This is a genomic window from Actinomyces capricornis (assembly GCF_019974135.1).
GTDB classification, from domain to species: Bacteria; Actinomycetota; Actinomycetes; order Actinomycetales; family Actinomycetaceae; genus Actinomyces; species Actinomyces capricornis.
The window spans coordinates 1,739,839-1,754,450 of record NZ_AP025017.1; the positions used below are offsets into that span (position 1 = coordinate 1,739,839).

At 73.4% G+C, this 14,612-nt stretch carries 12 protein-coding genes; 10 read left to right on the top strand and 2 right to left on the bottom strand.

All coding sequences use genetic code 11. The features are described 5' to 3' along the window. Positions 1-225: 225 nt before the first annotated feature. On the bottom strand, positions 226-1,536 hold the full coding sequence (locus tag MANAM107_RS06990; protein ID WP_223906679.1) for an MFS transporter: 1,311 nt from the start codon (positions 1,534-1,536) through the stop codon (positions 226-228). Between the two features lie 70 nt (positions 1,537-1,606). Then, complete coding sequence (locus MANAM107_RS06995) at positions 1,607-2,926, bottom strand: variant leucine-rich repeat-containing protein (RefSeq protein ID WP_223906682.1); 1,320 nt, start codon at positions 2,924-2,926, stop codon at positions 1,607-1,609. 427 nt (positions 2,927-3,353) lie between these two features. Here MANAM107_RS06995 and MANAM107_RS07000 point away from each other — a divergent pair, with 427 nt between their 5' ends. The 10 genes from MANAM107_RS07000 to MANAM107_RS07045 all read left to right on the top strand — a co-directional run bounded on the left by MANAM107_RS07000 (position 3,354) and on the right by MANAM107_RS07045 (position 14,519). Next, entirely contained in the window at positions 3,354-4,130 is a 777-nt protein-coding gene (locus MANAM107_RS07000) for a PP2C family protein-serine/threonine phosphatase (protein WP_308443655.1), read from the top strand. Further along, positions 4,127-5,758 (top strand): FHA domain-containing protein, encoded by a 1,632-nt coding sequence (locus tag MANAM107_RS07005; RefSeq protein WP_223906688.1) that lies wholly within the window; start codon positions 4,127-4,129, stop codon positions 5,756-5,758. The genes MANAM107_RS07000 and MANAM107_RS07005 overlap by 4 nt, the downstream gene beginning before the upstream one ends. Positions 5,759-5,855: 97 nt before the next feature. Then, a complete protein-coding gene (locus MANAM107_RS07010; protein ID WP_223906692.1) occupies positions 5,856-6,665 on the top strand; it encodes an FHA domain-containing protein in 810 nt (269 codons plus the stop codon). 147 nt (positions 6,666-6,812) lie between these two features. Further along, positions 6,813-7,802, top strand: a complete 990-nt coding sequence (locus MANAM107_RS07015; RefSeq protein ID WP_223906694.1) for an LmeA family phospholipid-binding protein — start codon at positions 6,813-6,815, stop codon at positions 7,800-7,802. A 468-nt stretch (positions 7,803-8,270) separates the two neighbouring features. After that, positions 8,271-9,716, top strand: a complete 1,446-nt coding sequence (locus tag MANAM107_RS07020) for an AAA family ATPase (RefSeq protein ID WP_223906698.1) — start codon at positions 8,271-8,273, stop codon at positions 9,714-9,716. Between the two features lie 22 nt (positions 9,717-9,738). After that, positions 9,739-10,812 carry a DUF58 domain-containing protein gene (locus tag MANAM107_RS07025; protein ID WP_373314037.1) on the top strand — a complete coding sequence of 358 codons (1,074 nt, stop codon included), beginning with the start codon at positions 9,739-9,741 and terminating at the stop codon, positions 10,810-10,812. 2 nt (positions 10,813-10,814) lie between these two features. After that, complete coding sequence (locus tag MANAM107_RS07030) at positions 10,815-11,336, top strand: alpha-amylase (protein WP_179900647.1); 522 nt, start codon at positions 10,815-10,817, stop codon at positions 11,334-11,336. After that, positions 11,330-12,394 carry a vWA domain-containing protein gene (locus tag MANAM107_RS07035; RefSeq protein ID WP_223906701.1) on the top strand — a complete coding sequence of 355 codons (1,065 nt, stop codon included), beginning with the start codon at positions 11,330-11,332 and terminating at the stop codon, positions 12,392-12,394. Before MANAM107_RS07030 ends, MANAM107_RS07035 begins: the two co-directional genes overlap by 7 nt. Further along, the gene (locus tag MANAM107_RS07040) at positions 12,391-13,473 is read left to right on the top strand and encodes a VWA domain-containing protein (protein ID WP_223906703.1); all 1,083 of its coding nucleotides are present in this window, start codon (positions 12,391-12,393) and stop codon (positions 13,471-13,473) included. The genes MANAM107_RS07035 and MANAM107_RS07040 overlap by 4 nt, the downstream gene beginning before the upstream one ends. Then, complete coding sequence (locus MANAM107_RS07045; protein WP_223906706.1) at positions 13,470-14,519, top strand: tetratricopeptide repeat protein; 1,050 nt, start codon at positions 13,470-13,472, stop codon at positions 14,517-14,519. The genes MANAM107_RS07040 and MANAM107_RS07045 overlap by 4 nt, the downstream gene beginning before the upstream one ends. Positions 14,520-14,612: the final 93 nt, after the last annotated feature.

Genomic DNA, 14,612 nt, shown 5'->3' on the forward strand with positions numbered 1-14,612 from the left:
GGGGAGCGGGAGGGGCGAAGGGGCAGCGTTGTCAGCGGATTGCGGGAGTTGTCGGTGCTTTGCACCCCTGGGACCCCTGCGATCTGCCGACTTCCCCTGCCATCTGCGGACAACTCCGCGCTTTGCGGAGGACGCCGGCATGCCGTGGGGCCAAGATTGGTGGAGCCCCGTATGCCCCCAAGGGTGCTGCTCCCACCCGCCACTGGGGTGTCCGAAGGCCGAGGCTCAGTGCGCCCCCAGATGGGAGCCGCTGGTGCGCACCTGCTGCAGGGTGCGGAGCCTGCCCAGGCACACGAGGAGGGCCACCCAGGCGAAGGCCGTCACCACGAGGAACCCTCCCGTGGAGCCCGCGCTGTCGATGACGCGCCCGCCCAGGAGGGAGCCCAGGGATACCCCGATGTTGAGCGAGGTGCCCACCCAGGCCAGGCCCTCGGTGAGCTGGGAGGGGGCCACCGTCACCTGGATGATGTTGTTGCCGGTGGTGATCGTCGGGGCGATCGCCATGCCCGTGATCATCATGAGCACCCCGAGGATCACCAGCCCCGGGGCCGCCAGGAAGGTTGAGGTCCCAGCGGCGAAGACCACGAGCCCCACGAGCAGCTGCTTCCACAGGGGCCAGCCCCAGGACCGCGAGCCGTAGACCAGGGCGGCGGTCAGTGAGCCGGCCGACCAGGCCGCCAGCAGCAGTCCCGCGGCGGAGGGCGCCCCGGCCTCCTCGGTGCGGGAGACCACCGCGATGTCCAGGGCCCCGAACATCGCGCCCGAGGCCAGGAAGACCAGCACGATCGCCAGCACCGCACTGTGGGCCAGGACCCGGGTCGGTGCGGCCGACGGCGCACCCCCGCCGGCACTGGCCGCCCCGCGGCCGTCAGGTGCTGCTCCGTCGCCTGCCTCGGCCGCCTCCCCCTCCTGGCCTCCGGCGTGCCCGTGCGCATGGGGCACGGGCTCGGTGGCGCGCTGGGACAGGAACCACAGGCCACCGACGATCTGCATGACCAGCGCCGCCGCCCAGCCCGAGGTCACCGGCAGGAACGGGGAGGTGCTCAGTGCGGTGGCCAGCACCGGCCCGATGATGAAGGCCACCTCATCGAGGGCGGCCTCCAGGGAGAAGGCCGTGTGGATGTCCTCGGGGGTGTGCAGGAGGGCCGTCCACCGTGCGCGCACCAGGGAGCCCATGGAGCCCGCCAGTCCACCGGCCAGGGCGGAGAGCACGACGATGACCACCAGGGGCATCCGCATCGTGGTGGCGGCGATGAGCCCCGCCAGGGCCGCGCCGGAGGCGAGCGTGGCCGGGACCATCACCCGGGACTGCCCGCGCGCATCGACCAGGCGCGCCAGGAGCGGGGCGCCGATGGCCACCGCCACGATGTTGACGGCGCTGACCAGCCCGGCGGCGAAGTACTCCTCGTAGATGGACTCCACCGCCAGGATGGTGGAGATCCCCACCATCGACATCGGGAAGCGCGCGATGAGCCCCGCGGCACTGAAGGACCGGGCCCCGGGGTGGGCGAGGACCCGCGAGTAGGGACTGGCCATAGAAGATATTAGCGCGTGTTGAGTCAGTGGTGGGCAGGCGTCTGGTGGCCGGCAGATCGCCGGCGAATGCTCAGCGAGCCGTGGTGTCCGAGGTGTCGCGCGACAGGGAGAAGCCCTGGCCGGTGAACTGGTTCCAGCACTCGATCCCGGTCTCGGCCGAGGTACAGGCGAAGGTTTTGTTCTTGGCCGATGCGCCGTAGTTGAGGCTGGCGCCCGTGGTCCGGAAGGCCTCGGCGCACGAGCCCGTGGCCTGCCCCTCCGCGCCGACGGAGGCGGTGAAGGGCTTGGAGCTGTCCGTGCAGGAGGGGTCCTTGCCGACGAAGTTGTAGCTGTTGATCGTGCAGGACACGGAGGTCTCACCGAGCACGCAGGTGATGTTGCCGCTGGGGGAGGTGAAGGAGCTCAGCTCCACGGCGTCCTCGGGGGCGGGGGCCTTGATCTGCTGGGAGGGCGTCGCCGAGGGGGTGGGCGAGGCCGTCGGGGCGCTCGTCTTGTCCTCCGCGTCCGGGGCGGCCGGGGCGGTGGTGCGGGGGGCTTGCGGGCTGGCCGTGGGGTCGTTGTTGTTGCTGGTCAGGTACCAGGTCATGGCGAAGACCAGGAGGGCCAGCACCATGGCGCTGAGGATCCACAGGAAGAGCCCCGACGGCGCCCCGCCGGAGCGCTCCTCGGTGCCGATGTCCGTGCCGACGCCGAAGACCGTCGCCTCGCTCCCGCCGGCCGCGGCTGCGGGCCCGGGGCTGATGGGGGAGGCGGCCTGGGTGGCGCCGGCCGCGGCCTGGACGGGCCGGCGGTAGACGGTCTGGGAGGCGGTCTGCTGCTCGGAGGCCGGCATATCGGCCTGGTAGGGCGACTGCGCGAGGGGGCTGACGGGCCGGGGCTGGTAGCTCGACGGCGCGGGCATCGCCTGGGTGGAGCGGTGGTCGGGGGAGGAGGCCGAGGACAGGCCCGTACTGTAGGGGGAGGCAGGGCTGTTGATGGGCGCGCTGCCGCCCGCGGCCACCTGCTCGGCGGCGGTGCCGGGCCGGTTGTCCACGGGGCCGCCGAAGGACTGGCCCATGACATGGCCCTGGCTCTGGAGCCCGGCGGTGCCGGCAGTGGCGGCCGAGCCGGCGGTCCGGGCTGCTGCTGCGGAGGTGGCCGAGGCCGCGGAGGCGGCCGAGACGGCGGAGGCCGCCGACATGGTCGGGCTGGCGCCGCGCGAGGCCAGGGCCGCATCGACGTCGGGATCGCCCAGTGTGCCCAGCCACTTCAGCAGCGCGGGGTAGGTGCGGGGGTTCGCAGCGATGTGCGGGCGCAGCGAGGGGTAGTTCTGCGCCAGCTGGTGCAGGGTCTCCAGAGGGGCATTGGGGTCCTGGGCGCGGGCGACAAGCTCATCATTGGCCTGTGACATGCTGGGTCCTTCGCTGGGTCGGGAGTCTGCATCCTGTGCGATCACCCGGGGTTCCGGGCCATCACGCAGGGGCTGCCATGGGAGCACAGCCCCACCGGGGCGGCGCGGCCGGGGCTCCGGCCTCCTGCAGGAGCGTACCCGAGGTAGGTGCTGCGGCCTCCTGCCGGATGTGGATGTGCAGGGGGCCGCGGACCGGTATCGTCGCACCCGGATCGTTATACGGTGACCCATGGCCCATGCTCCTGGCAAGGCCGTGCCGTGATCCGGCTGGACAGAAAGGAAGCCGATGACTGAGGCCATCTGGACGGGTAATGATGGCCACACCTCTGGTGAGGCCATCGAGGGCCTGGCGGCGACCGCGGAGCATGCGGCTGTCGAGGCTGTCGCGTGGGCGTCGCCACAGACTCCTGCTTCATCCCCCCTGTCCATGATCGCGGGAGCGGCCACCGATGTGGGGCGCCTGCGCACCGTCAATGAGGACGGGTACCTGGCTGTCAGCCCTGCCTTCATCGTCGTTGACGGGATGGGTGGGCATGCGGCCGGCCAGGCCGCCGCCCAGGCGGCCCTGGAGGAGCTCTACGCCCTGGCGGGGGCGACGATCGCCTCCATTGACCCGATCCTGGAGGCGGTCGCGGCCGCCCAGGAGGCCATTGTGGCCATCCCCTCCCATGCCGCCTTCCTGCCCGGGGCGACGATCGCCGGGGCGATCATGACGCTCATGGACCCCCGGGACTCGGATGCCACCACCCCGGGGGGCGAGGCCCAGCCCACCTGGGTGGTCTTCAATATCGGGGACGCCCGGGTCTACCTTCTGCGCGACAACATCATGTCCCAGGTCACCCGCGACCACTCCCAGGTCCAGGTGCTCATCGACACCGGCCAGCTCACCCCCGAGCAGGCCCGCCGTGACCCGCGCCGCAATGTGGTCACCCGCGCCCTGGGCGGGGGTATCGCGGATTCGGCTGTCCCCGACCTCTACAGCGTGCCGGTCCAGGCCGGGGACCGCATGCTCGTGTGCTCCGACGGTCTGAGTGATGAGCTCGACGACGACGCACTGGCCACGATCCTGGCGGCCGGCTTCCCGCCCCAGCGCACGGCCGAGCTGCTCGTGGCCGCCTCCCTGGAGGAGGGCGGGCATGACAACTCCACGGCCGTGGTCGTTGATGCCCTGGCTGCTGACGGCGCGACCCCGGTGCCCGCATGACGGGTACGTCGCAGCGCGGGGCGCGGATCGTGGGCGGGGCCGGCTCGGGCCCGCCCACGGCCGCAGGCGCCGATGAAGCAGGGGCCGGTCTCCCGCAGGGAGTGAGCCTCACGCGGGAGGGGGCGCTGCGCATCGAGGGCCTCGACGGCGTGGTGCTGCTCCTGGAGCCCCGGGCCCACGGGCCAGTGGGCTCCTCCGCCCGTGAGCCCGCAGCCCCGCAGCCGGGGGCCTCGCAGGACGCGGCCCAGGGGGAGGGGAGCCCGGCGAGGGAGGGCGCGGTGGATCCTGAAGCACGGGCTCCGGAGTCCCTGGGTCCTGAGGTCCTCGATCCTGAGGCCCTGGAGCTGGCTGCGCGACTCCTGGAGGCCCTGGGGGGCGTCGGCCTGCTCGGCACCGCCACCTCGACCGCGGGGGAGGAGGCGGCTGAGCCGACCACCGGGCCTGAGGCTGCCGACCCTGAGCCTGCCGACCCTGAGCCTGCTGGCCCTGAGCCTGACGAGGGCTCGGACGGCGGTGCGGCGGGAGCCCCGGGCTCACCCGCCACCCAAGAGGCCCAGGACCTGGAGGGCCGCGAGTGCGAGGAGGACGAGGACCCGCAGGTCACGGGCGTGTGGATCGACCCCGACGATCTGCCCGAGGAGGGGGCCGCGGATGCCGAGGGCGCTGGGGCCACTCCGTATGCGGCACTCCCCGGATCCCCCGCCCGCGAGGGTGAGCAGCCCCCCGCACCGGTGGGGGCCGCCAGGGCCGCCGACGCAGCCGAGTCCCCCGGGCTCGCCGGTCCTGCGGCGTCCAGCGGCGCGTCGTCGCCCGATTTGGCCCTCGACCTGCCGGTCTTCGATGGCTTCCCCGAGCCCGAGCCAGGGTCGGGGCGCCGACGCCGCAGCCCGCGCTCGGCCTCCAGCGCCTCGGCGGTGGTGGGGGCCTTATCGGCGGCCTCAGGGAGCCTCCCACTGCCGGGAGCGCCTCCCGAGCGGCTCGCCCGCGGGGCGCCCGCCCCCAGCCCCCCGCAGACCGGGGGCCCGGGCGGCGAGGCCTCCGGCAGCGGTGCGGTCGGGGTGCCGATGCAGGCGGGCCCCGGTGCGCCCGCACCGGCGGCGCCCTGGGGGGAGGGGGAGGCGGGCAGGAGCACCACCGTCATCCCCGCGGCCCTGGCGGCCCTGGGGGCCGCACCCATCGTGCTGGCCTCGCTGTGCCCGCGTGGGCACGCCAACCCGCCCGACCTGGGCCAGTGCGTGCGCTGCGGCCACGCCCTCCGCGGTGACTTCCGCCAGGTTCCCAGGCCGGTCCTGGTCACCCTGAGCATCTCCAGTGGTGAGGAGGTGCCGGTGGCGGGGGACATCGTCGTCGGGCGGGCGCCGCAGCCGCCTGTGGGGGCCGACGCCCACCTGGTGGCGCTGGTGAGCGTCCCGAGCACTACCCACCTGGTCTCCCGCTCTCACCTCATCTTCACCACCGCGGAGTGGAACGTGTTCGTTCAGGACCTGGGCTCCTCCAACGGCACGGTGCTGGCGCGGCCGGGACATGCCGCTGTCCTTCTTCCGCCCTATGTGCCCACGCCTCTGCTCGTGGGAGACTTGCTTGACGTGGGGGATGGCGTGACGATCCATGTCGAGGCGCCCCGGTAGCCGCCCCGCTCGCGGGCGCCTGCCACTGCCCGATCAACCGCAACCGCACTCGCGGTGAGTGCACCTCCGAACCACCACCACACCGGAAGGAGATCTCATGAGCGACATGACCTGGACTGAGCTCCCCGAGGTCAGCCCCGACCGCCCCGACGAGCTCGTGCTGGACTTCTCGGGGGAGGTGCACCGCATCGCCACGGATGCCACCTTCGTCATCGGCCGGGGCGGCGACCTGGACATCGACGACAACCCCTACCTGCACCGCCGCTTCCTGGTCTTCGCCCACGCCGACGGCCTGTGGTGGATCGCCAACGAGGGCTCCCGCCTGTCGGCCACCCTGACCGACGGTGAGGGGCTGGTCCAGTCGCGCCTGGCGCCCGGGGCCCGCATGCCCCTGGTCTTCCCCCGGGTCATCCTCACCTTCTCGGCGGGCCCCACCACCTACGAGATCGACCTCATCACCGCGGGCGAGGACCACTTCAACCACATCGAGGGCGCGCGCCAGTCCACCGGGCAGACGACGATCGGCGTGACCCCCATGACCCGCTCCCAGCTGCTCCTGGTCCTGGCCCTGTCCGAGCCCGTCCTCAAGCGCGCGGGCACCGGGGCGGCCGAGATCCCCTCCTCCGCGGCGGCGGCCGCGCGCCTGGGCTGGCCACTGACCAAGTTCAACCGCAAGCTCGACAATGTCTGCGAGAAGCTCGACCGGGTGGGGGTGCGCGGGCTGCGCGGCGGCCGTGTGGCGGGGGCCGCCTCCAACCGGCGCACCGCCCTGGTGGAGCATGCCGTGTCCACCCTCATGGTCACCGCCGAGGACCTCCACCTCATCGATGAGGAGTACGCCGCGAACCAGGAGGCCTCGCGCACCCAGGCCACCACCGCCTCGGTGGAGGATGGCCTGGGCGGATGAGCCGCCCCTCCACCGGGACCCGCGGCGCGGCGGAGGGCGCGCCTGCGGTGAGGGCCGGAGGTGCGCCGCCGGACGGTGTCGCAGGAGCACGCGATAGGGATGACGAGGAACCGCGATGGACGACGGGACGGGGAGAGGAACGAGCCTGTGAGGACAGAGGAGCTGCGGGATGAGGGGCCGGGCGCCGGGAGCGGCCGCGAGGCTGTGACCAGCCCGCCCGCCTCCGCATGGACGGCCACCGCCCCCGACCGGATCGAGCCGGGCTCCCACGAGACCGAGGACGGCCGCCTCAACCTCGACGCCCTGGTGGCCGACTCGCCCGACAGCGGCGAGGACGTCGCCGCCCAGGTGGCGGGGCGCCGGCGTCGCCGCGGCCCCCTGGCGGTGGTCCTGGTGATTCTCCTGGTTCTGGGGGCGGCGCTGGCCGGTGGCGCGGTGTGGGCCGAGTATTACGCCCGCGAGCGGATCAGCACCGCGGTCCAGGACGGCCTCTCGGGACTGAGCCAGGACGCGAGGGTCTCCACCGAGGGGATCCTCCTGCCCCAGCTCGCCGGCGGCGAACTGCGCCGGGTGGATGTGGAGGCCTCCAAGTTCAGCCTGGGGCCGGTGCTGGGGGTCCTCTCCGGTAAGCCGAGCCTCGGGCCGGAGGCGGAGCTGGCCTTCGACGACTTCGACGCCTCCATGACCCAGGTGGGCACCTCCTCCCCCCATCGGGCCGGGACGATCACCATGAGCGGAACCCTGGACTGGGAGACCGTCTCCATCCTGCTTCAGGCGAGCTCCCAGGGCCTGGAGGGGGCCACGGCCTCGGCCGGGACGGTGGGGGCCTCCGCCCAGGAGCCGGGGACGATGGCCATCGCGACGTCCCACTACGGCGTCAATGCCTCGGTGGAGGCCGCCCCCTCGGTCACCCCTGAGGGCAACCTCCTGCTGACGGTGGAGTCGGCGAGTGTGGGCTCCCAGGTCTCGGCCGATGTCCCCGCCGAGTGGCTGGGCTATGTGGGGCTGGACAGCACCGAGACGGAGGTGCCCATGAGCCTGCTGCCCCAGGGAGTGAGGCTGTCCAGCGCCGTGGTCACCGCCGAGGGCCTGCGCCTGACCTTCGAGGGGCGCGACGTCAGCCTCTCCCAGCTGTGAGTGGCCATGCCGAGCCCTGGGGAGCCCTTGGGGCGCTGACCGATACCCGCCGTCCCCGGTCGCCGTGCCGGAGGACCTCATGTGCTGTGTCGGGCGCGTTGCTCTCCGGTGCGGGGCGGACCGTGGGGGAGGCCCTGACGCGATGCCGGCTCCCGCAGCCATCGTCACCGGGCTCACACCCCGGTGCCGATCGGCGCGATGGCGCAGCAATGGAGGGGCGGATCACGCGCTGCGCGAAGGCCATGGGGACAATGAACCACCCCATGGCGCCATCACCTCGTATACCCTTCCAGGGCGCTTGCGCGCAGTGCTCCACCGCGCGTGCGCATCACCGCGTCCCTGAGCGCCAGGAACGACCACAGCAACTACCGGCAGCAATCCGCCGCCCGCCGGCGGCTGCAAGGGAGGGCGGCCCGGGCCGGCACGGCCCGCGCAGCCAGGAAGACCGGCAGGACGACCAGGAGAACCATGAGCACGCAGCCCGATCACGGAGCCCAGACCCCGGGGCGGCACCCCGAGCCGCACCACGGGCGGCAGGGGGGCCTCCAGCCGCCCAGCATCGCCCCCGGAGGCTATGCGCCCCCGGCCGCGGGGGGTGCACCGGGAGTCGTGGCGCAGGGCTCCGGAGCGCAGGGCCCGGCCTCGCAGGCGGACCGCTCGACGCCTGCGCCCGCCGCCGTCCCCGGCGGGACGCCCGGCCCAGCTGCGGCTGGCCCCGCCGCACCCACGCCCCCCTCGCAGGGACTGCTCCAGCCCACCGGGCAGCAGCCGGTTCCGGACGGCCCCGCGCCGCAGCGCCCCGCCCAGGCCACGGGGGCCGGCATGGGCTACGGCGTGCCCCCGGCCGCGCCCGTGGAGGAGGCGGCCACCACCGGCCCCCTGCCCTCGCGCGAGGCCCTCAAGCGCGAGGCCCGGGCCGCCTCCACCTCCTCGGGCGGATCCGAGGCCGACGTCGAGAGGGCCAATGCCCTGCTGGGGACGGTGGCCACGATCTTCGCCCAGCGGGTGGTGGGCCAGGAGCAGCTGCGCGTCGCCCTGGTGACCACGCTCATGGCCGGGGGCCACATCCTCCTGGAGTCCGTGCCCGGACTGGCCAAGACCACGGCGGCCCAGACCCTGGCCTCCGCCGTCTCCGGCTCCTTCCGCCGCATCCAGTGCACCCCCGACCTCATGCCCAACGACATCGTGGGCACCCAGATCCTCAACTACGCCACCGGTGAGATGACCACCCAGCTGGGGCCGGTGCACGCCAACATCGTCCTGCTCGATGAGATCAACCGCTCCAGCGCCAAGACCCAGTCCGCGATGCTGGAGGCCATGCAGGAGCGCCAGACCTCCATCGGCGGCGTCGTCTACCCCCTGCCGCACCCCTTCATGGTGCTGGCCACCCAGAACCCCATCGAGGAGGAGGGCACCTACGTCCTGCCCGAGGCGCAGATGGACCGCTTCCTGCTCAAGGAGGTGCTCAGCTACCCCCGCCCCAGCGAGGAGGCCACGGTGCTCGAGCGCATCTCCTCGGGCTCCTTCGACAAGCCCATCACCACTGAGGCCATCTCCACCCAGGACGTCGAGTGGCTCCAGGGCGCGGCCGAGCGCGTCTACGTCGACCCCGTCATCAAGCAGTACATCGTGGCCCTCATCAACACCTCCCGCGGCGGCGGCCCGCGCCCCGTGGCGGGCCTGGAGGCCCAGGTGCGCGTGGGCGCCTCGCCCCGCGGCGGCATCGCCCTGATGAAGGTGGCCCAGGCCATCGCCCTGCAGGAGGGGCGCACCTACGTCATTCCCGACGACGTGCGCCTGCTGCGCCACAGCGTGCTGCGCCACCGCCTGGTCCTGACCTACGACGCCCTGGCCGACGGGGTGGCGCCCGAGGCGATCATCGACGCGATCTTCGCCGCGGTGCCCACGCCCTGAGCCCCGCGGAGGACGCCTCGTGATGAGCAGGAAGGACAGGCGCGGCTCCACGAGCCGCCCCGGCCAGCCGGGCCCGGGCGACGCCGGCGCACCTGGCGTGCCCGAGCCGCCCAGGGAGGCGCCGGGTGAGGAGCCGGGTGAGGAGCCCCGGACCACGGGCTGGTCGCGGCGTCGGGGCTCCCGCATGGAGCGCCTGCGCGCCGCCCTGACCCTGCCCACCCTGCGGCGGGCCACCGGCCTGCTCGACGGGCGGCACAAGTCGATCTTCGTGGGCCGAGGCCAGGACTTCGACGACATGTCCCTCTACCGGCCCGGCGACGACGTCACCGATATCGACTGGAAGTCCTCGGCCCGGGTGGGTCAGCCCGTCATCAAGCGCTACCAGCGCGAGTCCATGGTGCCGCTCATCCTGGCGGTGGACACCGGGAGGACGATGGCCGCCCAGGCCCCCGGCGGCCAGGACAAGCGCGACCTGGCCCTGGGCGTGGCCGAGGTCTTCACCTACCTGGCCCGCATGCGCGGGGACTCGGTGGCGCTGGTCGCCGGGGACGCGACCCGCACCATCTCGCGGCCCGCCCGCAGCGGGGCCAAGCACGCCGAGACCCTCCTGGCGCTCCTGGCGCGCACCTTCGAGGCCCTCGACGGCCCCGACGGGCGCCTGCTGCCCCAGGCGCCGGCCTCCAGCCTGCCCAGGCTCATGGAGCGCGTGGCCACCTGGCACCGCCGCCGCAGCCTGGTCATCCTCATCACCGACACCTCCCACCCCGGCCCCGAGAGCGCCGTGTGGCTGCGCCGCCTGTCGATGCTCCACGAGGTCATTGTCGTCCAGGTCGACGACGACGACCCGCTGCGCGCCGACGGCGGCCGGGCCTGGGACATCGACGCCCCCGTGGAGGTGCCCGCCTTCCTGCGCCACGACCCCCTGCTCAGGTCGCAGCTGGAGCTGGCCGCCACCTGGCGGCGGGACGCCGCCGAGGACCTGCTGGATGCCCGCCACCTGGAGCACGGAACCATTACGGACGAGCAGACCCTTATCGACTCCCTGGCCGATCTTCTCCAGCGCGAGCGGGCCGCCGTGGCCCGGGGGAGGCGGTGAGCATGTCCCCCCATCCCCCCGTGCTCATGCCGGCCTGGCTGGCCATCGTGGCCACGATCTGCCTCATCGTCGTGGTGGCCTGGCTCCTGTTCGTCCTCCTGACCACCCGGCGCGACACCTCGACCCAGGTCGGGGACATCCCCATGGCCCCGGGCGAGCGGCGCCAGTGGGTGGAGCGGCTCGATGAGATCACCGGGCGCTGGCGGGCCGGGGAGCTGGATGTGCGCGGCCTCCACCTGGAGCTGGCGGCCCTGGTGCGCGGCTTCGCCGAGGCGCGCAGCGGCCAGGAGATCACCACCGCCACGGTCACCGAGATCCTGGCCATGGCCGACACCACCGGCCCGCGCTCGGTGATGGCCCGGCTGCGCCAGGTGCGCAGCGCCGGGCGACCCCTGGACGCCAACCCCCTGGGGCGCGTGGGCGAGCTCCTGGCGATCTGGGAGCAGCCCTCCTTCGACCGGGAGCCCGAGGCCGTCGCCCAGGAGGCCCTCGACCACGCCGGGGAGGTGGTCCACCGATGGTGATGCCATGGCTACTGGCCCTGCTGCTCCTCGCGGCGGCGGGCGTCGTGTTGCTCGTGCTCCTGCGGCCCGGAAGCGGGCCCCAGCGCCCCTCCCGGGACGCGCAGGACGGCGGCCCCCGGCGCCTGGCCAACTCCGTGAGCCTGTTCGACCTGCCGCAGGTGCGCTCCCGCATCAGCCAGCGCCGCTGGCTGCATGCCGCGATGGCGGGCCTCATCGTCGTCGCCCTGGTGGCGGCCTCGGCCATCGCCGCCAGGCCCGTGCGCGAGGTGGAGCGCACCGACCGCCTGGCCAACCGCGACATCGTGCTGTGCCTGGACGTGTCCACCTCCATGGTGGGCGTGGACGCCTCGGTGCTCAAGACCTTCGCCGACCTCGTCGAGTCCTTCGACGGCGAGCGCGTGGCCCTGGTGGCCTGGAACTCCTCGGCCCAGACCATCGTGCCCCTGACCGACGACTACGAGCTGCTCCAGACCGAGATGGAGGACCTGGCCGACGTGCTGGATATCGACCCGGAGAATCCGACCTCCCTGCAGGCCACGCGCTACGCCCTGGAGCTGGGCGGCACCATCGATACCTCCCTGGACGCCTCCTCCCTGGCCGGCGACGGCCTGGCCTCCTGTGCCACGGCCTTCGACAACCAGGGGCTGGACCGCTCCCGCTCCATCATCTTCGCCACCGACAACCAGGTCATCGACCCTTATCACGAGCAGATCTACCCCCTGCCCGACGCCACCGAGCTGCTCGCCGAGCGCCAGATCCGCCTGTTCTCCATCTTCGGAGCCGACGAGCGGTACAGCGGCGACTGGGAGGCGGAGAAGACCCTGGATGAGGGCCGCGAGGAGCTCAAGACCCTCACTGAGGGACTGGACGGCCGCTTCTACGAGGTCGAGGACTCCGGCGCCGGCGGCGATATCGTCGAGCAGCTGGAATCCACGCAGGTCGCCGAGCTGGGGGGCAACACCGAGGTCAAGCGCACCGATGTGCCCGAGACTCTGAGCATCCTGCTGTCCTTCACGGTGCTGGCCCTCCTGGGCCTGGTCGCATGGAGGCGGGCATGACCCTGCGACCGATGCTGCCCATGGTGCTCGTCATCCTCATGGCCCTGGCCATGGGGGTTCTGCTGGGCCTGGCCCGGTGGCGCATGCGCGGCCTGGAGGCCGAGCCCGGCGCCCGTGCCGCCTGGTGGCGCCGCGCGGGGATGGCCGCCCTGGTGATCGCCATCATCGCGGGCCCCTCCGTGCGCGCCTCGGAGGCCATCACCGTGTCCAATGTGGAGATCTACATGCTGGTGGACCGCACCGGCTCCATGGCCGCCGAGGACTGGGCCGGCGATCCCCCCGAGGGCGTGGAGAATCCCACCGCCACCCGCCTGGACGGGGTGAGGGCGGATATGGCATCCATCCGCCAGGCCTTCCCCTCCGCCCGCTACTCCATCATCGCCCTGGACTCCGCGGCGGCGGTCGAGTTGCCCCTGACCACCGACGTCGACGCCGTGGACTCCTGGGTGGGGTCACTGACCCAGGAGATCACCGAGCGCTCCAGCGGCTCCTCCCTGGAGACCGCGCTGCCCCAGCTCTCCCAGCTGCTCGCCCAGTCCTATGAGGCCAACCCGCAGAACATCCGGCTGGTCTACATCCTCTCCGACGGCGAGGCCACCGACGGCGGCCTGGCCGCCCAGGAGGCCCAGTCCCAGGGCTGGAACTGGCAGGCCATGGCCCCGGTGGTCGACGGCGGCGCCGTCCTGGGCTACGGGACCGCCGAGGGCGGGCAGATGCGCTCCTACGACGGCAGCCCCGCCACCGGCGAGCACACGAATGCCGACTACATCCCCGACGATCAGAGCGGTCAGCCCGGCATCTCAGTCATCGACGAGGCCGCCCTGGAGGCCCTGGCCCAGGACCTGGGCCTGGAGTACTTCCACCGCACCGGCGGCCCCGACGACGACGCCCCCGAGTCCTTCACCGACCTCGACATCCAGGCCGTCCTGAGCGATGGGCGCGTCGCCAAGGGCTCCAGGCACTACCTGGTGTGGCCCCTGGCCCTCGTGCTCAGCGGTCTGCTCATCTGGGAGCTGGTGGACCTGGCGAGGGCCGACCGCCGTCTGCGGCTGATCCTGAGACCCAGGAGGCAGGCATGAGCGAGAACCAGCACCACCAGCCCCAGGGCCCCGGCGACCAGGAGCGCTTCCGTCCCCGGCCCGGGCAGGGTGCGCCGGAGGAGGCGGCCCCGGCCGCCGCCCCAGTCGCCGCCTCGGCCCCCTCGCCGAGCGGAGGGGCTGAGCCGGCTGAGCGCACCGAGCCCCGGCAGGACGGGCCCGGCCCGGAGGACCCGCAGCTGCGCGCGGCCCGGAGGCGCCGTCGTCGCAGGCTCCTGCTCCTGGGGGCGGCCCCGGCGCTCCTGGCCACTGCCGTGGCCCTGTGGTGCGGGACGGTCTTCGGCCTGAGCATGGCCGCCAGCCACGCCCTGACCCGGGGCGACCACGGGACCGCAGTCTCCCGCTACCGCACCGTGGCCGCCATCAACCCGTGGCTGGAGCAGTGGCGCGTCCACTACAACCTGGGAACCGCCCTGTATGTGGCGGCCGACCTGGACGGCGCGCAGGCGTCCCTGGAGACCGCGCTGAGCGAGGTCCCCACCGCGGAGGAGGCCGACCCCGCCACCGGGCTGAAGCCGGAGGGCTCACCGGAGTGCCGGGTGCGCTACAACCTGTTCCTCACCCATACGGCCAAGGCCGCGGCGGCCCAGGACAGTGGTGACACCGGCCAGGCCGAGCAGTCCGCCGCTGCGGCCCAGGAGGCCATGGGGCAGTGCCCCCCGCCGCCCCCGCCCTCGCAGGACCCCTCGGCTCCGCCGTCCCAGGATCCCTCGCAGCAGCCATCGCAGCCGCCATCGGCCCCGCCCTCCCAGGACCCGTCCCAGGATCCGTCGGCCTCGCCGTCGCAGGAGCCCTCGCAGAGCCCCTCCGGCCCACCCTCGCAGGACCCCTCGGCTCCGCCGTCCCAGGATTCCTCGGCCAGCCCCTCGGCCAGCTCGTCCAGCTCCTCCAGCCCCTCGGCCAGCGCCTCCTCCAGCCCGGATGAGCGGGCCGAGCGCCTGCGGCGGCGCAACAATGACGAGCCTGAGAACGGGGCGAGCCACAAGGGCGAGAGCCAGCAGCCCCAGGACGGGACCAAGCCCTGGTAGTGGGCGCCGCGGGCTGGCGGTAGTTCCGCGGCTCAGCGCGCCGGCGTCGCGGGCGCCCAGCGGCGGCCGGCGCCGTCAGCTGTCCACGCTCCC